This window comes from Campylobacteraceae bacterium (assembly GCA_013215945.1).
Classification (GTDB): Bacteria; Campylobacterota; Campylobacteria; order Campylobacterales; family Arcobacteraceae; genus NORP36.
The window spans coordinates 85,478-104,101 of record JABSOM010000004.1 but is presented as its reverse complement, the minus strand read 5'-3'; the positions used below and the strand labels follow the sequence as shown (position 1 = coordinate 104,101).

The 18,624-nt window shown below is 30.8% G+C and carries 18 protein-coding genes; 5 read left to right on the top strand and 13 right to left on the bottom strand.

Annotated elements, in window-relative coordinates:
* Positions 1-36: 36 nt before the first annotated feature.
* The gene (locus tag HRT41_05490; protein ID NQY23463.1) at positions 37-1,449 is read right to left on the bottom strand and encodes a DUF1007 family protein; all 1,413 of its coding nucleotides are present in this window, start codon (positions 1,447-1,449) and stop codon (positions 37-39) included.
* Positions 1,450-1,451: 2 nt separating this feature from the next.
* On the bottom strand, positions 1,452-2,327 hold the full coding sequence (locus tag HRT41_05485) for a zinc ABC transporter substrate-binding protein (protein ID NQY23462.1): 876 nt from the start codon (positions 2,325-2,327) through the stop codon (positions 1,452-1,454).
* A gap of 102 nt (positions 2,328-2,429) precedes the next feature.
* On the opposite strand from HRT41_05485, the gene HRT41_05480 reads away from it, so the two are divergent.
* Both HRT41_05480 and HRT41_05475 read left to right on the top strand, forming a co-directional pair.
* Positions 2,430-2,810: a transcriptional repressor gene (locus tag HRT41_05480; protein ID NQY23461.1), complete on the top strand. Its 381-nt coding sequence runs from the start codon at positions 2,430-2,432 to the stop codon at positions 2,808-2,810.
* Positions 2,803-2,985 (top strand): hypothetical protein, encoded by a 183-nt coding sequence (locus HRT41_05475; GenBank protein NQY23460.1) that lies wholly within the window; start codon positions 2,803-2,805, stop codon positions 2,983-2,985. Before HRT41_05480 ends, HRT41_05475 begins: the two co-directional genes overlap by 8 nt.
* Positions 2,986-2,998: 13 nt before the next feature.
* Here HRT41_05475 and HRT41_05470 read toward each other — a convergent pair whose 3' ends face one another.
* The 4 genes from HRT41_05470 to HRT41_05455 form a co-directional block, all read right to left on the bottom strand.
* Positions 2,999-3,718, bottom strand: coding sequence for a UTRA domain-containing protein (locus tag HRT41_05470; GenBank protein ID NQY23459.1), 720 nt, complete (start codon positions 3,716-3,718; stop codon positions 2,999-3,001).
* 72 nt (positions 3,719-3,790) lie between these two features.
* Positions 3,791-5,323, bottom strand: coding sequence for a histidine ammonia-lyase (hutH, locus tag HRT41_05465; GenBank protein NQY23458.1), 1,533 nt, complete (start codon positions 5,321-5,323; stop codon positions 3,791-3,793).
* A gap of 8 nt (positions 5,324-5,331) precedes the next feature.
* Positions 5,332-6,990, bottom strand: coding sequence for a urocanate hydratase (hutU, locus tag HRT41_05460; protein ID NQY23457.1), 1,659 nt, complete (start codon positions 6,988-6,990; stop codon positions 5,332-5,334).
* 93 nt (positions 6,991-7,083) lie between these two features.
* Positions 7,084-8,397, bottom strand: coding sequence for a YjiH family protein (locus tag HRT41_05455; protein ID NQY23456.1), 1,314 nt, complete (start codon positions 8,395-8,397; stop codon positions 7,084-7,086).
* Positions 8,398-8,494: 97 nt separating this feature from the next.
* Between HRT41_05455 and HRT41_05450 the strand changes: the two genes are divergently transcribed.
* Together HRT41_05450 and hutG are read left to right on the top strand one after the other, a co-directional pair.
* Positions 8,495-9,712, top strand: coding sequence for an imidazolonepropionase (locus HRT41_05450; protein ID NQY23455.1), 1,218 nt, complete (start codon positions 8,495-8,497; stop codon positions 9,710-9,712).
* The gene (gene hutG / locus HRT41_05445) at positions 9,705-10,661 is read left to right on the top strand and encodes a formimidoylglutamase (GenBank protein NQY23454.1); all 957 of its coding nucleotides are present in this window, start codon (positions 9,705-9,707) and stop codon (positions 10,659-10,661) included. Before HRT41_05450 ends, hutG begins: the two co-directional genes overlap by 8 nt.
* 17 nt (positions 10,662-10,678) lie before the next feature.
* Here the strand turns inward: hutG and HRT41_05440 are convergent, their stop codons facing one another.
* The 7 genes from HRT41_05440 to napA are packed head-to-tail and all read right to left on the bottom strand — an operon-like array spanning position 10,679 to position 17,510.
* Positions 10,679-11,074 (bottom strand): chaperone NapD, encoded by a 396-nt coding sequence (locus HRT41_05440; protein ID NQY23453.1) that lies wholly within the window; start codon positions 11,072-11,074, stop codon positions 10,679-10,681.
* 9 nt (positions 11,075-11,083) lie between these two features.
* The gene (locus HRT41_05435) at positions 11,084-12,034 is read right to left on the bottom strand and encodes a WD40 repeat domain-containing protein (GenBank protein ID NQY23452.1); all 951 of its coding nucleotides are present in this window, start codon (positions 12,032-12,034) and stop codon (positions 11,084-11,086) included.
* Positions 12,027-12,497: a 4Fe-4S dicluster domain-containing protein gene (locus HRT41_05430; GenBank protein NQY23451.1), complete on the bottom strand. Its 471-nt coding sequence runs from the start codon at positions 12,495-12,497 to the stop codon at positions 12,027-12,029. The genes HRT41_05435 and HRT41_05430 overlap by 8 nt, the downstream gene beginning before the upstream one ends.
* Positions 12,497-13,132 carry a nitrate reductase cytochrome c-type subunit gene (locus HRT41_05425; GenBank protein ID NQY23450.1) on the bottom strand — a complete coding sequence of 212 codons (636 nt, stop codon included), beginning with the start codon at positions 13,130-13,132 and terminating at the stop codon, positions 12,497-12,499. The genes HRT41_05430 and HRT41_05425 overlap by 1 nt, the downstream gene beginning before the upstream one ends.
* Positions 13,122-13,937, bottom strand: a complete 816-nt coding sequence (gene napH / locus HRT41_05420) for a quinol dehydrogenase ferredoxin subunit NapH (protein NQY23449.1) — start codon at positions 13,935-13,937, stop codon at positions 13,122-13,124. The genes HRT41_05425 and napH overlap by 11 nt, the downstream gene beginning before the upstream one ends.
* Positions 13,930-14,712, bottom strand: a complete 783-nt coding sequence (gene napG, locus HRT41_05415; protein ID NQY23448.1) for a ferredoxin-type protein NapG — start codon at positions 14,710-14,712, stop codon at positions 13,930-13,932. The genes napH and napG overlap by 8 nt, the downstream gene beginning before the upstream one ends.
* Positions 14,713-14,714: 2 nt before the next feature.
* Positions 14,715-17,510: a nitrate reductase catalytic subunit NapA gene (gene napA / locus HRT41_05410; protein ID NQY23447.1), complete on the bottom strand. Its 2,796-nt coding sequence runs from the start codon at positions 17,508-17,510 to the stop codon at positions 14,715-14,717.
* A gap of 193 nt (positions 17,511-17,703) precedes the next feature.
* Here napA and HRT41_05405 point away from each other — a divergent pair, with 193 nt between their 5' ends.
* On the top strand, positions 17,704-18,624 hold the full coding sequence (locus HRT41_05405) for a glycosyl transferase (protein ID NQY23446.1): 921 nt from the start codon (positions 17,704-17,706) through the stop codon (positions 18,622-18,624).

Below are 18,624 nucleotides of genomic sequence, written 5' to 3'. Positions count from 1 at the left end.
GTAAGTAGATTTAACTACTTACAAAACAAACTTACATTAAAATGAGAAGTATAATACTATTCCAAGTATTAACATTACTAGAATTGCTACATACTCTAAAACAGAGGATATTTTGTGAGAATTATGTGATAATTGTTTGAATCCCAAGCCCATAAAAGCTGAGGCAAAAATAACCAATCCCATTCCTAAAGAAATGAAAATACTAGCTAAGATTACAGCAAAATAAGTTTTTAATACAAAAGCATAAATAAATAAAATAACAGTTCCTGGGCAGGGTATTAATCCCGCTGTTAATACAAAATATAGCTCTTGTTTATTTGTTTTGCTTTTTTGTTGTTTATCTATTTTTACATTTGACCATGACATTTTATTAAAATCATTTGCCTGTATAAGATTATTCTCTTTTTTGGGAGTTTGACAAGACCTGCAAAAACAAGATTTTTTGTATATTTTATTATAAAGTATAAAAAAAGCCAGTAAAATAATTAAAACTGCTGAGATTTTAGTAAGCATATAAATTGAGTCATTTACAAACGAATTTAAAAAAGAATCTAAAATAAAAACAGAAATCAATACTAAAATAAAAGCTCCTAAAATATGAATGAAAGCAGTAGCTAGAGATATCGCAAACGCTTTTGATACAGAAGTTTTATTAATTAAAAAATATGAAAAAGCTAAAGATTTTCCATGCCCTGGACCAATGGCATGAATTATTCCATAAATAAAAGAAACAAAGAGTAAAAATACGAGAGCAAGATTGTCTTTTCCTTCTTTTATATCTTGTAAATATTTTTTGATTTTTAAAGAATAGTTTTGCAGATAAGAACGTTCTTTTTTCTCTTCTTTATTTACTGTGATTTTTATTTCTTCATTTTCTACTTGGGGTTTGATTGTATTTCTTGTAGAAATTGTAAAAAGAATGCCACTTAAATCACTTTCTTTTTCTGTACTAACTTGTTTGAAACTTGAATATTCTTTGCTTATTTTTAAGTCAAAATATTGATTTTCATCAAAAACTTCGATATCCAATTTATAATTATTTTTAATCTCTTTTTTTAGTTCTATACTATAACTTAAGTGTAAACGCTCATTCTTTATATAAACATCATCGGCTAAGATGATGTTTTTTTCAAGTACTTTTGTTTCTTTATTTTCATAATAAAAAATTTTTGTTAAATAATCTTTAGGTCTAACATAAGAAATAAAAGCATTATAGATATTCTCTATCTCATTTTCATCCAATATTTTATTGGTATTTTGATCATAAATTTGATTTAAACTAGAGGTGAATTCTTTTGATACAATCCAGATAAAGTCAATCTTTTGTATATGTGTTTTACTAGAGACTACGTTTACTAAAACGGATGTTTTAGGGGTAGATAAAACACAAATCTCACAAGATAAAAGAAAAGCTTGTAAAAAAAGTAAGAGAAATATTACTTTTTTCATTTTTATTGATTTTTGATGGTTTTAGCGATATTTAGTAAGTTTTCATCCCATTTATAGGCTAGGGAATCTACACTAAGTACTGTTCCATTAATTGCTTTTGCAATCTTTCTTGCTGCATTTTGTGAGAACTGAGGGCTTACGAAAAGTGTTTTTATTTTATGTTCTTTTGCTTCTTTTACTAAAGCAATAATTTCTTTAACTTTGGGTTCTTTTCCTTCTTTCTCAACTGCAATTTGCTCTAAATGATAGGCTCGTGCAAAATAACTCCATGAAGGATGAAAAACCATAAAAGCACTCTCTTTTTTATCTTTTAAAATATCTTTTATTTTATTATCAAGTAAGGATAATTCTTCTATAAAAGAATTGTAATTTTTTGTATAAAAGGAAGTGTTTTTTTCATCTACTTTAATCAATGCTTCTAAGATATTTTTTGCATGAATTTTTACTAAAGAAGGGTCTGTCCATGTATGAGGGTCAAGTCCCGTGTGTTCTTCATCATCTTCATGATGATTTTCTTCTTCGTGGTTTTCTTCATGTTCTTCTTCATGATGCTCATGTGCAAGCATTTCTAATTTTTTAATGTTTTTGGAAGAGTCGATCATAAGCATTTTTTTATTTGAATAAGCAAACTTATCTAACCATGCATTTTCAAAAGGAACGCCTATGTAAAAATATATTGAGGACTTACTTAATTTTCTCATTTGTGATGTTCTTGGTGCATAGGTTGCTGGGGAGAAACCGGGTTTGACCATAACATTGATATTTACTTTATTTTTTGCTATTTTTTCTACAAAATATTTTTGAGGTAAGATACTTACTGTTACTTCATAAGCATAACTTTGAATGATTAAAAATATTGAAATTAAAAATATTTTCACTTTTTTCCTTTTTTGCAACTAAGATGCATTGTTAAGTGAATAATATAAAAACTTAGCTTTGATGCAACTTAGTTGCAAGTGTTATTTATGATATAATTCTTTATGAAAAATATTGAAGCACTAGTATTAAATACAAATATAAAGTTAACCTCTGCAAGAGTCGCAATTCTAGAAATATTTGCAAAAAGCACCAAACCACTGTCTTATGAAGATATCAAAGAAAACTTATTAATGGACAAAGCCACATTTTATAGAAATATTTCAAAATTTGAAGAAGAAAACATTGTTAATTCTTTTGAAAGCAATGATAAAAAAAGATATTTTGAAATTAAAAAAAATGCCCATTCTCATTTTGTTTGTTCAACTTGTTCTAAAATTGAATGTTTAAGTGAAAAATCCAATATCTCTTTACCTGGATATAAAATTGAAAATGTCATCATAAAAGGTATTTGCCAATTCTGTATGAAAGAACTTAATGATTAAAAATATCGTTATTTTTATCGTTATTTTTTTACTTGGAAGTATGGTATCATCGTATTTACATGAAGATTATAACAATATTCAATTTGATGCGATGATTTTAGTATCTGTAATATTTTTATATTTTATTTCTAAAAAATTAAAAACACTTTTAAATGATAACAATAAAAAACCTTAGAAAAATGGGACTTTTATAAAAAAGTATGTTTTGCATTTTCCCAGGATGAGTTTAATTTATAACGTGAACTTGGGTAATACAGTTTTGAATAAGAGGCAATTTCGTTATTTGAAGTAACCGTTCTTGATATTAATAAACAAGGTTCAAACTCACTTATATCTAAATATTCTTGAATCGTTTTATTTACTAATTTGGCTTCAATGGTATTTTCTACTTTATCAATAGGACATACTTTTTGTAAGTACTGAGTAGGAGTAGTATTCGTAAAATCTTGTTCTATATAATGTGGTACGCAAGAAGGTTTAATATAACGAATATCAAAACGCACGGGAACATCATTTTCTTTATGAATTATTTTAGAAATAAATATTTTCTGATCTTTTACAACATGTAAAATTTTTGATATCTCTTCATTTGCTTTAATTTCTTCTAAACAAAGTAAAACATTTGAGTAGTTATTCCCTCTGTCTTTGATTTCATCTGCGATGTTTTTTAAATCCAAAATAGAACTTTGTGATATTTGTTTTTTTACAAACGTTCCAAGTCTAGCAAAACGTTCAACATATCCTTCTATTACTAATTCTGAAATAGCTTTATTAACTGTAGGCCTACTTGTTTTAAATTCTTGAAGCAGTTGCATTTCAGTGGGTATTTTTTCTCCCTCTTTGTATTCATGGTTTAGAATTTGTTTTATAATATGTTCTTTTATGATTTTAAACAGAGGTTGTTTCATGTGGGCCTTGACAGATTTTTTATTTATTTTATCACAAAGATGGTAAAAAACCATCTTTGTAGATGCATAAACTTAAAAACTTGGCATTAAGTCACTTTTGATAAAATTATTGTATTTTCCTGATCGAACCACGGCCATAGCTTTTTCTATATCATCGGTAAAGTATCTGTCTTGCTCATAAAAACTTACTTCTTCTCTAATGATTTTTTTAGCAGCTTCTATTTTATTCGTTGATTTATGAGGAGCTCTAAAATCCATACCTTGAGCTGCTGCTAATAATTCAATTCCTACAATACCAGCTGTATTCTCAGCCATATCTGCTAATCTTCTTCCTGCATATGTAGCCATAGAAACATGATCTTCTTGATTTGCAGATGTTGGAAGTGAATCCACACTTGAAGGATGAGCCAAACACTTATTTTCACTAGCAAGTGCGGCACAAGTAACTTGGGCTATCATAAAACCAGAGTTGATACCTCCATTATTTACTAAAAATGCAGGTAATTGACTTAAGTGTTTATCCACTAATAAAGCCATTCTTCTTTCACTTAAGGCTCCAATTTCTGCAATAGCTAAAGCTAAATTATCACTAGCAAAAGCAATAGGTTCAGCATGAAAGTTTCCACCTGAAATTACATCTCCTTCATCTACAAAAATTAAAGGATTATCCGTTACCCCATTAGACTCAACTAATAAAGTGTGGGCTGTGTTTCTGATTTGAGATAAACAAGCGCCCATTACTTGTGGTTGACATCTAATAGAATAGGGGTCTTGTACACGGTCACAATTTACATGTGTTAAAGAAATCTCACTTTCTTTTTCTAATAAATCCACATACATAGAAGCTGCATCAATTTGCGTTTGATGTCCTCTTATTTCATGCACTCGTTTATCAAAAGGAGAACGACTTCCTAATACTGCTTCAGTAGTCATAGCGCCTGCAACAACTGCAGCTGCAAATAAATCTTCTGCATAAAATAAACCTTCAAGGGCAAAAGCAGTGGAGAGTTGTGTCCCATTTAATAAAGCCAAACCTTCTTTTGCTCCCAATACAATTGTAGTCATGCCTGCTTTTTCTAAACCTTCTTTTGCTGGAAGTATTTCATTCTTATATCTAACATAACCATATCCTAATAAAATAGCCGCCATATGTGCTAAGGGTGCTAAATCGCCACTAGCTCCTACAGAACCTTTTTTAGGAACACAAGGATAAACCTCTTTATTAATTAAATCAATCAACGCTTGAATCACTTTTAATCTAATTCCTGAAAAGCCTAATGATAAAGAATTTATTTTTAATAAAATCATTAAACGTACAGATGCATTTGAAATATATTCACCAATTCCTGCACTGTGTGATAATACAATTCTTTCTTGCAAATCTTCTAAATCTTCTTTAGCAATTTTTGTATTTGCAAGCAGACCAAATCCCGTATTTACACCATAAACAGTTTGGTCTTTTTCTACTATGTCTAAAATAGTTTGATTGGCTGCTTTTATTTTCGCTTGCGCACTTTTGTCTAAAGTAACAAAAGTTTGCTCATTTTTTACTCTTCTTAAGTCTTGAAGCGTTAACTTTCCTGGTACTAAATTTAATGTAAACATTCTTTCTCCTATTCTTTCATCATTGGTAAATCTAAATTTTGTTCTTTTGCTTTTTTAATGGCTAAATCATATCCTGCATCTACATGTCTCATAACACCTGTCGCTGGATCATTGGTTAAAACATTTTTTAATCTTTTTGCCGCATCTTCTGTTCCATCAGCAACAATTACAAGACCTGCATGTTGAGAAAATCCCATTCCTACACCACCACCATGATGTAAAGACACCCACGTTGCTCCTCCTGCTGTACTTAAAAGAGCATTTAATAAAGGCCAATCTGAAACTACATCAGAACCATCTTTCATGCCTTCCGTTTCTCTATTAGGACTTGTTACAGAACCTGCATCTAAATGATCACGTCCTATTACAATAGGAGCTTTTAACTCTCCACTTTTAACCATTTCATTAAAAGCAAGTCCTGCTTTTGCTCTATCTCCTGCTCCAATCCAACAAATTCTTGCAGGAAGTCCTTGAAATTGAATCTTTTCTCTTGCTCCATCTAACCATGTATGTAAACCAACATTATCAGGGAATAATTCTTTCATTTTTGCATCTGTTTTGTAAATATCAGTAGGATCACCAGAAAGTGCTACCCATCTAAAAGGTCCTATTCCTTCACAAAATAAATCTCTAATATATAAAGGCACAAAACCTTTAAAATCAAAAGCATTTTTAACTCCAACTTCTAAAGCCATTTGTCTAATATTATTACCATAATCAAAAGTAGCTATTCCTTTTGCTTGGAAACCTAACATAGCCTCAACTTGAACACCCATAGATTTTTTAGCTTCTGCTACAACTAAATCAGGATTAGAAATTCTTAATTCTTTTGCTTTTTCCATAGACCAACCAATAGGTAAATAACCATTTAATGGATCATGCGCAGAAGTTTGATCTGTTACTGCATCTGGTAAAAAATCACCTTTTAAAATTTCTGGAAAAATTTCAGCCGCATTTCCTAATAAACCAACAGAAATAACTTCTTTTTTATCAGTTGCGTCTTTAATTAATTTTAATGCTTCATCTAAACTTGTTGCTTTATAATCACAATATCCAGTTTCAAGTCTTTTATCAATTCTAGTTTCGTCACATTCAATAGCTAACATACAAGCACCAGCCATAGTAGATGCTAATGGTTGCGCACCACCCATTCCACCAAGTCCACCTGTTAAAATCCATCTAGATTCTAAACTTCCATTAAAATGTTTTTTAGCCATGGACAAAAATGTTTCATAAGTACCTTGAATTATTCCTTGAGAGCCTATATAAATCCAAGATCCTGCTGTCATTTGTCCATACATCATTAGACCTTTTTTATCTAATTCATTAAAGGTTTCCCAGGTCGCTTTATATGGAACAATATTAGAGTTTGCAATTAAAACTCTGGGTGCATTGCTATGAGTAGTAAAAACACCTACTGGTTTTCCAGATTGAACAAGAAGCGTTTCATCATCTTCAAGTCGTTTTAATACTTCTACAATTTTATCAAAACATTCCCAGTTTCTAGCAGCTTTTCCAATGCCCCCATAAACTACTAAATCTTCAGGTCTTTCAGCTACTTCAGGATCTAAGTTGTTTTTTAACATTCTTAATACTGCTTCGGTTTGCCAAGACTTGGTTTCAAGTGTAGTTCCTGTATTTGCTCTTATTACTCTTTTATTTTCCATAATATTTCCTTCTTTTCATTCTGATTCTTTATTATACATACAAAAAGGTTAATTGTCAATACAATTAACCTTTTATATAAAATTTTACGGATTTTATAAAAATATATGAGCAACTCCAGATGCTATTATTAAAGATAATACCGTTCTTTGAAACCAAACAATAATTATCTCTTTCATACTTAAAGGAATAGAAGTAGACATAATACAAGGAATCGATGCTGAGAAAAACAAAATAGATGAAATAGAAACAACACCTACAACATAACGTACAATCTCAACTGCTTCTTTTGAAGCAAGAGCTGGTAAAAACATTTCTGCAATTCCTAAGGTAATGGCTTTAGCAGTAACTAGAGGATCTGGTAATTGAAGTATATACGTAAAAGGATAAAATATATAAGCTGCTATATCAAATAAGGGCGTATATTTAGCAAGTAATAATCCCAATAGTCCAATAGATAAAATAGAAGGTAAAATAGCCATAGTCATTTTAAAACCATCTACAAAATTTGTTCCTATGTTTTTAAGTACGGGTTCTGCTTTAGCTGCTCCACTTAAACCTTCTTTTAGAGCATTTTTAAAGATATTTCCTTCTTGTTTTATTTCTATTATTTTTTCATTATTATAATTTAAATCGGATTTTTTAGATAAGGGATACAATCTTACTGTAATTGCAGTTACCATAAAAGTAATTACTAGCGTTGAGAAAAAATAGAAATTCCACATCTCCATTAATCCCAATGTTTTTGCAACTATTATCATAAAAGTAGCACTGACTGTTGAAAACCCAGTAGCAATAATAGCTGCTTCTTTAGCTGAATACTTCCCTTCCATATATACTCTGTTTGTAATTAACAAACCAATAGAATAAGAACCAACAAAAGAAGCAACAGCATCAATTGCTGATCTGCCTGGTGTTTTCCAAATGGGTTTCATTACAGGCTGTAAGAGCACACCAATAAATTCTAAGAGTCCATAATTAATTAGAAAAGCCAAGAATATTGCGCCTATTGGAACAATTAGGCCTACAGATATTACAAGTTTGTCATACAAAAAAGGTACCATTCCTCTTTGGAATAAAAAATCAGGTCCTATTTTTGTAACTGCCATAACAGCCACAAAAAAACCGATTACTTTAGCAATTGAGAAAATAATTGTAACAGTATCTTTATTCCATTCTTTTTTATAAAAAGGATAAACGGCACCTAAAAAAATGACTATAAGTGCATAATAAGGTAAAACACTCGACAAGTTTGTTTTGAAAAAACCTACCATATGATCTAAAGGTATAGTAGTTTTCCCATTAAACTCTATTGCAATAAAGAATATAAATATTCCAAGCATACTTAATATAGAAAACTTTAAAATGTTTCCTAAAACAAAAATGTTTTTTTCTTCTGTATTTTTCATAAATTTGTCTCCTCCAATATTTTATGTTACAATTATATACACAATTAATCTTATTGTCAATACAATTAAATAATATATACCTAGAAGTGAGCTGAAAATGAAAGATTTTGATAAAGTTTGGACCCATGGAAGAATTACTGTTCTAAATAAGAATAATGAAATAGAGGTGCTTGAAAACAGTTTTTTAGCAATAAAAAATAAAAAAATAGTAAAAATAGATAAAATGGAAAATTTGTCAAAATTTACATCTAAAGAAAGTTTTAATGTTGAAAACAGACTGATTTCTACTTCTTTAATTGATTGTCATACGCATTTAGTGTATGCAAAATCAAGAGCAAATGAGTTTGAAAAAAGACTAAATGGAGAAACCTATGCCAAAATTGCAGAAGCAGGGGGAGGTATTGTTTCTTCTATTAAAGGCATAAGAGAAAGTAGCTTTGATGAAATCTATGAAAGCAGTGAAAAACGCTTAATTTGTTTAATTAAAGAAGGCGTGACCTGTATTGAGATTAAAACAGGTTATGGGCTTGATACAAAAAGTGAAATCAAAATGTTAGAAGTAATGAAAAAACTCGAAGACAATTATCCAATACATATAGAAAAAACATTTTTAGGTGCCCATGCTGTTCCCTTGGAATACAAAAACAATGCAGATGCTTATATTGATTATATTTGCGACACAATGTTAGATGAGGTTCATAATACAGGGCTAATAGATGCAGTTGATGCGTATTGTGAACATCTTGCTTTTTCAGTAGAGCAAATCAAAAGAGTTTTTGAAAAAGCTAAAAGTTTAGATTTAAGAGTAAAACTTCATGCCGAACAATTCTCATCAATGGGAGCAAGCACACTTGCATGTGAATACAAAGCATTAAGTGTAGATCATTTAGAATTTACACAAGAAGAAGATATTAAAAGAATGAAAGAAAGTAATACCGTTGCTGTTTTATTACCAGGTGCGTATTATTTTTTAAGAGAAAGCAAAATGCCAGCAATTAATCTTTTTAGAAAACATAAAGTACCAATAGCAATTGCTAGTGATTTAAATCCAGGAACCTCTGCTTTATGTTCGATGCAATTAATGATGAATATGTCCGCTGTAATATTTTCTTTAAGTGTCAATGAGACATTTTTAGCGGTAACAAAACATGCATCTCAAGCTCTTGGGCTTCAAGAATCAAAAGGGCTCTTAGCTTTGGGGTATGATGCTGATTTTTGTATTTGGGATATTGATCATATTAGAGATTTAGTTTGTTCTTTTAGACCAACAGCTTTGCATTCTAGTGTGTATCAAGGAGAAAAAGTAAATGTATAAAAAAGCAAACAAAGACTTATGGAGCGGAAGAGTTGATGTAGAAGACAAAGAATTAGGAAAACGTTGGCATGAAAAAATACAATTTATAAATGAGCCCTTTACGAAAAAAAAAGGTATTTGTCTTTTTTCTTTTGACTGCGATGAGGGTGTTAAAAGAAATAAAGGAAGAGTTGGAGCTGCAAAAGCAGGGGATGCTTTGAAAAAAGCCATGGGAAACTTTGCTTATCATTTAGAAAATAAGATTCTATATGATGCTGGAAAAGTTGTAGCCACTGAAGACTTAGAAAAATCTCAAAAGGTTTATGCCAAAACCTTGAAGAAAATATTAAAAAACAAACACTTTCCTCTTGTTTTAGGAGGAGGGCATGAAACAGCTTATGGAAGTTTTTTGGCTTTACATAAACATCTAAAAGAAGATATTGCCATCATTAATTTTGATGCGCACTTTGATTTACGAGTGAACAAAGAAGCTACTTCAGGAACACCTTTTGCTCAAATAGCTGCTTTATGTAAAAAAGATAAAAGAAAATTTTCGTATATGTGTTTGGGAGTATCAAAAGCTTCTAATACAAAAGCTTTGTATAAAAAAGCAAAAGATTTAAATGTTGTTTCTATAGAAGATACAAAAATGAATCTTTTGTATTTAGATCAAATTAAAAAAGACATTGATGTTTTTTTGCAAAAACAAAAAAATATATATATTACAATTGATACAGATGTTTTTTCAGCCTATATACTAGAAGCAGTATCAGCGCCTGCTTCAAGAGGTATTAGTTTAGAAATCACTTATGAAGTTTTAAAGTACTGTTTCAAAAAATATAAAAATAGAATTAAACTTCTAGATATAACAGAGTTTAATCCCCATTTTGATGAAAAAACCATTGGAGCCAAAATTATTTCAAGACTTGTTTTTGATATTGTGCATTTAATTGATGAGCATATAAAATAAAGAAGAGAGATTCTTCTTTATGCTTTTTGAACTTGGGCTGTATCTAATTGTCTTGAAAAAGCTTCTAGATCTTTTTTCTTTAAATCACCATTGTATAAAATATCTTCAGGATTAATATCATTGTCATTAATTCCTTTTGGAATAACGTCACTGTTTTTTAGTACTTCCATATTTTGATCCAGTTCATCTTCACTGTAAGCCATTTGCATTTCTGCTGCTATTACGAAAGGAAGTTGTTCAACCACTCGTAGTTTTTTTAAGTCTTCTTCTACATTTGCACCTTCAATGGTAATGATAATACGACCTTCTTCATCATGCATGTGATAATCACAGGCCTCACAGTTTTTTAAACTTGTTACAACTGCGTCTAAATTCTTTACTAGGGTTTTTACTACTATGCTTGAGATATTCATTTTATTCCTTTAGGGTAAGATATAATAATTGATGGTTTTACCATCATTACTTATAAAAAGTTCTTTTTCATTGATAAACAATATATGGTTTAACAACATTTTATTGCCTTTTAATTCAAACAATTCTTTTTTTGTTTTTGTATCAAAAATCAAAACATTGTTTTCTTCATCATTGGCAATTGCCGCAAGCTTTCCACTTGGACTTAATGCACATGCATATATTAAGAAGTTTACCTTTTTATAGAATGTTTTTCCTTGATTATAAACAACTGCACGGCGATCTTGACCTGCTGTTAAAATGACATTATTTTTAATATCCACTTGAAAAACATTGTCTAGGTTTTGTTTTTCATAGATTTTAATAAAAGAACCAGTAAAACTGTTATGTACTTTTAAATCTCCACTTTCATCTGCAATAATTATCTCATCTTTTTTTTCATTTAATACGAAATGCGAAAACTTAGAAGCAGATATTTGTTTGATATAAAGAGTTTTTTTACTCGTAATATTGTATAAATAAATCTCATTTGCAAGACTTGCAAATATAATTAGATTTTTATTTATAAATTTTGCTTGAGAAATAAATAAATGTTTTTGGTCTGAGAGAACCGTTCTAAGTTGTTGATTTTCATAAATTAAAAGCTGTCTTGCTCCTTTAAAACCTTGTGCTAAAAGTAATATTTTATCTTTAAGAATATCTACAGAGTATATTTTTGAAGGCATTTTTTCGTCTAAGAAGTCTTTTGTTTTGGGCATTTTTACTAAGTTTTTTAATTCTTTTGAATACATATCAAAAGAAAAGAGTGTGCCTTCTAGAGTAGAGATATATAATTTTTCTTTGTCTCTTATCATATCTGTAACACCAGAACTAAGTGTAAAACTATACTTAGCTTCTATATCTTTGCCTTCTAATGTTGTGATGAATAAAAATATAAAAAAGAGTTTTTTTAACTTATTCATTTAAAGTACTTATTTCTATTGCACCTGTAGGGCAGGCTTTAATACAGTATCCACAGGAAGTACAATTATCATTAATTGATGGTTTAAACAGTGCCAGAAAATCTATGGCTGTATCTAAACAAGGATCTTTACAAGAAAAACACATGGTTCGATTCCAAGATAAACATTTTTCTGTATTAATAGTAATTTTTGCTTTTATTGTGTGTTTAAACTCCAGAGAAAGTGCTTGTGTGGGACAAACTATGGCACATTCATCACAGTAAGTACAACCAGCATGCTCAAAATTTAGTGCTGGGGTTTTATTCTTTTGAATGAAAATAATATTTGTAGGACAGACATCCTTACATAAACCTTCACAGCTTATACACTCATTCAAAAAAATATCATCTTTATAATAAGGGGGTCTTATAACACTCTCTTGCTTTTTAAAAGCAAGAGAGCTAAAAAGCTCTCTTCTGTTCATTATTTCTCTAAACTATCTATGTTTTTCTTTAATGTATCTAAATCTTTTGTTAATACTTCATGCCATCTTGATTTACTATCTCCATCTTTACTTAAAAAACTTGCTTTAAAATTATTTTCAACTGCTAGTTTTCCAGTACTTTGAGGTGCATGACATTGAGTACACGAAAATCTTGCTCCTGATAAAGTAGGTATTTCTTGAATAGATACTTCATTTTTCATCACATCAATGGTTTTTTTGAAACCTTCTTTTAGCGAATAACTATGAGCTGGTCTAAAATTAATAAAATGTGATTTAGGAAGAGGCGTTGCCCCCATAGATTCAGCCACTGCTGGATCATGACATCCTACACATGAATTATTATCAATAGTAATAGGCATTAAACCTTCTGTACTATGTGGAATCATTGGTGGTGCATCTTGGTAGGCTCTTTTGATTTTATAGCCACTCATAGGTTCACCTGTACCATACATAGTTTTATCACCTGTTGTTGTATCTTCTGTATAAAGGTTGGTTTTTCTTAAACCCAAAGACTCTTCTTTAACAGTAGAATAGGTTTTGTTTGCATCCGTACATCCAGTAATAAAAACAGCCGTTATAACACTAAGACCTAAAATTATATTTCTAAGTTTCATTTTTCTCTCCTTTAAAATTTCTAATTGTAAAATTTAATGCATCGTCATTGCATACTTCTATACATCTTGCACAAGATGTACATTCTCCACTTAATACAGGTATTGATTCTTTATTAATCATGAATAACACTTGCGATTCTGGACAAACATCTTTACATTCCATACATGCTGTACATTTTTGCGCATCATGAGCTACTTTTATAAGTGAAAATTTAGCTGCCATAGAGTAAAAAGCACCCAAAGGACAAATATGCCCACACCAACCATTTTTTAAAACGAATAAATCGAATAAAAAAATAATAACAATTGCTCCATAACCAAAGCCCATGCCAAAAACCAAACCTCTATGAACCATAGAAATAGGGGAAATAAATTCAAAAGCACTAAGGCCTAAAAAATACGAAAGTATTAAACTCAAAAACAAAACAAAATAACGCAAATTTCTACTTGCGGGTTGTTTTTTTTGGATTTTGTTAAAACCAAATTTTCTTCTTATATAATTACTTGCATCAGAGATAATATTAATAGGGCATACCCAAGAACAAAAAGCACGTCCGCCTATGCTTATGTAAAAAAGGGTAATAATTAAAACACCTATTAATAAATCACTGCTTAAAACTGCCCCTGCAACTAACATTTGCAAAGCAGCATAAGGATCACTTAAAGGAATAAATCCAAGTAACAACGAGGAAGATAAATTACCTTGTAAAAAAGTAAATCCCCAAGCATTTCCTGCAAAATATAAAAACATTAATGATACTTGTAACGATCTTCTTAAGATGAGATATCTGTATTTTCTAATCATCTAAAAGTCCTTTCATATCATTTAATGAATCTATTGCAGGTCTGCTGCTTATTTTTGTTTTTGTTTTAATTTCTCTTGCATTTTTTAAACGACTTTCATCTTCTTTACTCCAAGACTTAATATAATGATCCCCAGCTCGTCCTGTAACTAAGTCACGTGGCAAAATAAAAATAGAAGCTTTTTGTGTGATACATGCTCTTTCACATAAACCACAACCTGTACATACATCGGCATGTACAATTGGAACAATAAAAGCATGTTTCCCTGTTCTATCATTTTTTCGATACTCTAAAGTAATAGCTTCATTTAAAAGTGGACAAGCGCTGTGACAAGCATCGCATTGTATTCCCCAAAAAGCAATACATGCGCTCTCATCAATAAGTGCAAGCCCCATATCAGCAGTATTGATATCTAATATGCCATTAGTACTAACACGTTTTTCATCTAAAGCATTGGTTGGACAAATAGGAACACAAGGTATATCAGGACACATATAACAAGGCATGTCTCTTGGTATAAAAAAAGGTGTTCCTAAGGGTTTATTATCCCCTGGTTTTGCTAACATTAAAGTATCGTAAGGACAGGCTTCAACACAAAGCCCACACTTGATACATGCTGCTAGAAAATCTTTTTCTTTAAGAGCTCCTGGGGGCCGTAAAATAAGTTTAGAGGCTGTTACTTCATCAACATAAGCACTCCAAACCAAACCCCCAAGGGCTAATAAACCTGCACTTCTCGCAGATTTTAAGAAAAACTCTCTTCTAGTTATTTCCATTTTTAAGCTTTATATACTTTAACTGCACATTTTTTAAAGTCAGTTTGTTTTGATTGTGGACAAGTAGCATCCAAACAAACTTTATTAATAAATACTTTTTCATCAAAGAAAGGTACAAAAACCAAACCTTTAGGAGGTCTGTTTCTTCCTCTTGTTTCAACTCTGGCTTTTACTCTTCCTCTTCGTGATTCAATCCACGCTAAACCACCTTGAGTAAGGTTTAGTTTTTTTGCATCATCTGGATTCATATAACATAAAGCTTCTGGAACTGCTCGGTATAATTCTGGAACTCTCATAGTCATTGTTCCTGAATGCCAGTGTTCTAAAACTCTACCTGTACTCATCCATAAAGGATATCTTTCATCTGGCATTTCTGGTGCATCCATATAAGGGCGAGCAAAGATTTTCGCTTTGTTTTTTAAGCTTGTTTTATCTTTGTTAGTAATACCTTTTAAATCTCCATAAGCTAATTTTTTAGCCAATGTTCCATAAAATGCAAAATCACCGTGATTTGCTTTTGCAGCATATGGATCGTATTTTGCATTAAATCTCCACTGCGTTTCTTTACCATCAACAACTGGCCATTTTAATCCTCTTACTTTGTGGTACGTATCAAAATCAGCTAAATCATGTCCATGTCCTCGTCCAAAGTCAGCATATTCTTCAAATAAATATTTTTGAATAAAAAAACCATAACCGTCAAATACTTTTCCATCAGAACCAAGAACGTTTCTTTTATCTCCTGCTCCATCAGTATTGTCATAACCTTTTTGGATAGGATCATTTAAATCCAGTTTAAACGCTTTGGCTGCTTTATTAGCAAATAAAATATCATACATCGTTGTATCATCCGAATAGCCCATTTTATAAGCTTCAGAACGTACATCTTCAAGTTTACTTCCATTTCTTAATGTTGAAGCTCCCCATAAATCTTTTACAGTAAATCGTTTTGCAAATTCAACCCACTGCCAAGTATCAGACATAGAATCCCCTACTGGTAGAACTTGTTGTCTCCAATGTTGTGTTCTTCTCTCCGCATTACCATAAGCTCCCCATTTTTCATAAATCATAGCTGTTGGTAAAATTAAATCAGATACTTTTGCAGAAATTCCTGGATATCCATCTGAACATACAATAAATACATCCATTTCTCTTGCTGCTTTAATCCAATGTTTTGCAGATGCTGTTGTATGGAAAATATTGGTTACTGAAATCCATGCAAATTTTACAAAACCATCTTCAATATCTCTCATTATTTTCATAACATGTTGATTTCCAATACCATTTAAGGTTTTTGAAGGAATTTTCCATGCTTTTTCACAAATATCTCTGTGTTTTGGATTTTTAACCATCATATCAGCAGGTAATCTGTGTGTAAAAGTACCAACTTCTCTTGCAGTTCCACAAGCACTTGGTTGACCTGTTAATGAAAATGCTCCAGAACCTGGTTTTGCTTGTTTATTTAATAAAAAGTGAACATTATAAGCAAGCGTATTTACCCAAGTACCACGTGTATGTTGATTCATTCCCATTGTCCAAAAAGAAACTACCTTTCTTCCTTTTTCAATGTATAAAGCAGCAAGTTCTTTGATTTTTCGCATAAATTCTTCATCACTCTCATCAGGATTCCCTTTTGAAACTTCTGTTGTATATTCAGCTGTATAAGGCGCTAAGAATTTTTTATATTCTTCAAAAGAAATTTCCCAGTGTTTAAGACCAGCTGGTTTATTAACCATCACATCGCCTTCTTTGTACCCATAAGGTGCAAGTGCAGGTGCCTCAGCTTTAGAAATAACTTTCTTAGCTTCTTTATTCATGATTTCTATTTCTAAATCTGTGTATTTGTCCATAGATTTTTCTTTGTCTGGATTTTTCATTCCATAACCAATATTTACAGGACTTGCTGCAAATACAATGTTTTGTTTAACAAAGTCCCAATCAATTGATTCTGGATGATTATATACAATTTCTCTTGCAATATAATTCCATAAAGCCAAATCAGAATTTGGTTTAAAAATAATTTCCATATCTGCCACATCAGATGTTCTATGTGTATAGGTAGTTAGGTTAATGATTTTTACTTTATCAGGATTTGATAATTTTCTATCCGTTACTCTTGACCATAAAATAGGGTGCATTTCTGCCATATTAGAACCCCAAGAAACTACAGTATCCGTGATTTCAATATCATCATAACATCCAGAAGGTTCATCAATTCCAAAGGTTTGATAAAAACCAACAACAGCAGAAGCCATACAATGTCGGGCATTTGGATCAATAGCATTTGATCTAAAGCCTGCTTTCATCATTTTTTGCGCCGCATAACCTTCCATAACAGTATATTGTCCCGATGCAAAGTTCGCAAGAGCTTCAGGACCATTTTCTTTTAAGGCTTTTTTAGCGTGTATTTCCATTTCATCAAAAGCTCGTTCCCACGATACTTCTGCAAAATCTCCTTGTTTATCAAACTCACCTTTTTTATTGACTCTTAAAAGTGGTTTTTTTAACCTATCTGCCCCATACATGATTTTTGCATTAAAATATCCTTTAATACAATTAAGCCCTCTATTAACGGGAGCTGCTGGATCGCCTTTTACTGCAACAATTTTTCCTGCTTTGGTTGCTAACATAATTCCACAACCCGTACCACAAAATCTACATGCTGCTTTATCCCATCTCCAACCAGTTTCAGCCGTTTTAGCTTTTGCTTGAAGCTCTAAAGGAACACTCATTCCAATAGCAGCTGCCGCTGATGCTGCTGCTGAGCTTTTTAAAAAGTCTCTTCTGTTTAATGCCATACTATCTCCTTTTGGTTCTATACTAAAAATTCTATCACTAAATTGTAACATAAATATTGATTGTAATCAATTTTCTTAAGATTCAATTAAGACTATTTTTGTCCTATTTCATTATTTTCCTCGATTGTCTGTTTTTTAATCAATAGAAAAATCTTAATTATGATAAAATATTTAAAATATAAGAGGGAAGAAGATGAGTTTTTTTAAATATTTAAAAGCCGTAGCAACAGGACCTAAATCCAACAGAGATTTAGAAAAAGAAGAGTGTTTTGAAGCTATTAAGATGATCTTAGACCAAAAATGTGAGCCTGAGCAAAGTGCTGCTTTTCTAATGTGTTTGCGAGTAAAGTTAGAAAGTGATGACGAATTAAAAGGATGTTTGCAAGCATGTAATACGTATATCAAAAAAGACAATATTCCAGAATCAATTGAAATAGGTTTTTCTTTTGATGGTAAAAAGAAACAAAGCTATTTATTCCCTCTATACTCAAAAATATTAAAAAACTTCTTTGTCAATAACAAAGAATATAAAAGTTTTGATTTAATTATTTCAGGAGATGAACCCCAACCTTCAAATATTGGTATTACGGTTAAAGAACTAATAGAAAAAATCACTTTAGAAGACAATGTTCATTTTTTTGATAGAAAAGACTATTTTAAAGAGTTATCAGCACTTACTCCTTTACGAAAAAAACTCTTTATGCGTTCTGTTTTTAATACCGTAGAAAAATTGTTTAATCCAGCCAATTCAAAGTATGCACTTACTTCTGCTTTTCATAAACCTTATGTAAGAAAATACAATATGTTGTTTAAAGATAATTATGAAAAATTATTGGTATTAAAAGGCAATGAAGGTAATCCTGAAGTATTCTCTAACTTTAAGTATTGGTTGGAAAAAGACGGGGAAATTGTTGAAGAAAAAGTTTTATTAGAAGACTTTGGAATTAGCTATGAGACGGAATATAAAGCGATTACACTTGATGATATGTTAAAAGAATTAAAGAATCCAAGTGAGGACTTAATGAATTTGGCTTATTTAAATGCAGCTATTTTATTGTATGCAACAAATAGAGTTGATTCTATTAAAGATGGCTATATGCTTTTAAAGAAATAA

Bases quoted from the DNA above. Each gene is read 5' to 3' on its own strand.
- napH (NQY23449.1), bottom strand. From the start codon at position 13,937: ATGATTAGAAAATACAGATATCTCATCTTAAGAAGATCGTTACAAGTA.
- HRT41_05450 (NQY23455.1), top strand. From the start codon at position 8,495: ATGAAAGATTTTGATAAAGTTTGGACCCATGGAAGAATTACTGTTCTA.
- HRT41_05425 (NQY23450.1), bottom strand. From the start codon at position 13,132: ATGAAACTTAGAAATATAATTTTAGGTCTTAGTGTTATAACGGCTGTT.
- HRT41_05405 (NQY23446.1), top strand. From the start codon at position 17,704: ATGAGTTTTTTTAAATATTTAAAAGCCGTAGCAACAGGACCTAAATCC.
- HRT41_05470 (NQY23459.1), bottom strand. From the start codon at position 3,718: ATGAAACAACCTCTGTTTAAAATCATAAAAGAACATATTATAAAACAA.
- hutH (NQY23458.1), bottom strand. From the start codon at position 5,323: ATGTTTACATTAAATTTAGTACCAGGAAAGTTAACGCTTCAAGACTTA.
- HRT41_05475 (NQY23460.1), top strand. From the start codon at position 2,803: ATGATTAAAAATATCGTTATTTTTATCGTTATTTTTTTACTTGGAAGT.
- HRT41_05455 (NQY23456.1), bottom strand. From the start codon at position 8,397: ATGAAAAATACAGAAGAAAAAAACATTTTTGTTTTAGGAAACATTTTA.
- napG (NQY23448.1), bottom strand. From the start codon at position 14,712: ATGGAAATAACTAGAAGAGAGTTTTTCTTAAAATCTGCGAGAAGTGCA.
- hutG (NQY23454.1), top strand. From the start codon at position 9,705: ATGTATAAAAAAGCAAACAAAGACTTATGGAGCGGAAGAGTTGATGTA.
- HRT41_05435 (NQY23452.1), bottom strand. From the start codon at position 12,034: ATGAATAAGTTAAAAAAACTCTTTTTTATATTTTTATTCATCACAACA.
- HRT41_05480 (NQY23461.1), top strand. From the start codon at position 2,430: ATGAAAAATATTGAAGCACTAGTATTAAATACAAATATAAAGTTAACC.
- hutU (NQY23457.1), bottom strand. From the start codon at position 6,990: ATGGAAAATAAAAGAGTAATAAGAGCAAATACAGGAACTACACTTGAA.
- napA (NQY23447.1), bottom strand. From the start codon at position 17,510: ATGGCATTAAACAGAAGAGACTTTTTAAAAAGCTCAGCAGCAGCATCA.
- HRT41_05430 (NQY23451.1), bottom strand. From the start codon at position 12,497: ATGAACAGAAGAGAGCTTTTTAGCTCTCTTGCTTTTAAAAAGCAAGAG.
- HRT41_05490 (NQY23463.1), bottom strand. From the start codon at position 1,449: ATGAAAAAAGTAATATTTCTCTTACTTTTTTTACAAGCTTTTCTTTTA.
- HRT41_05440 (NQY23453.1), bottom strand. From the start codon at position 11,074: ATGAATATCTCAAGCATAGTAGTAAAAACCCTAGTAAAGAATTTAGAC.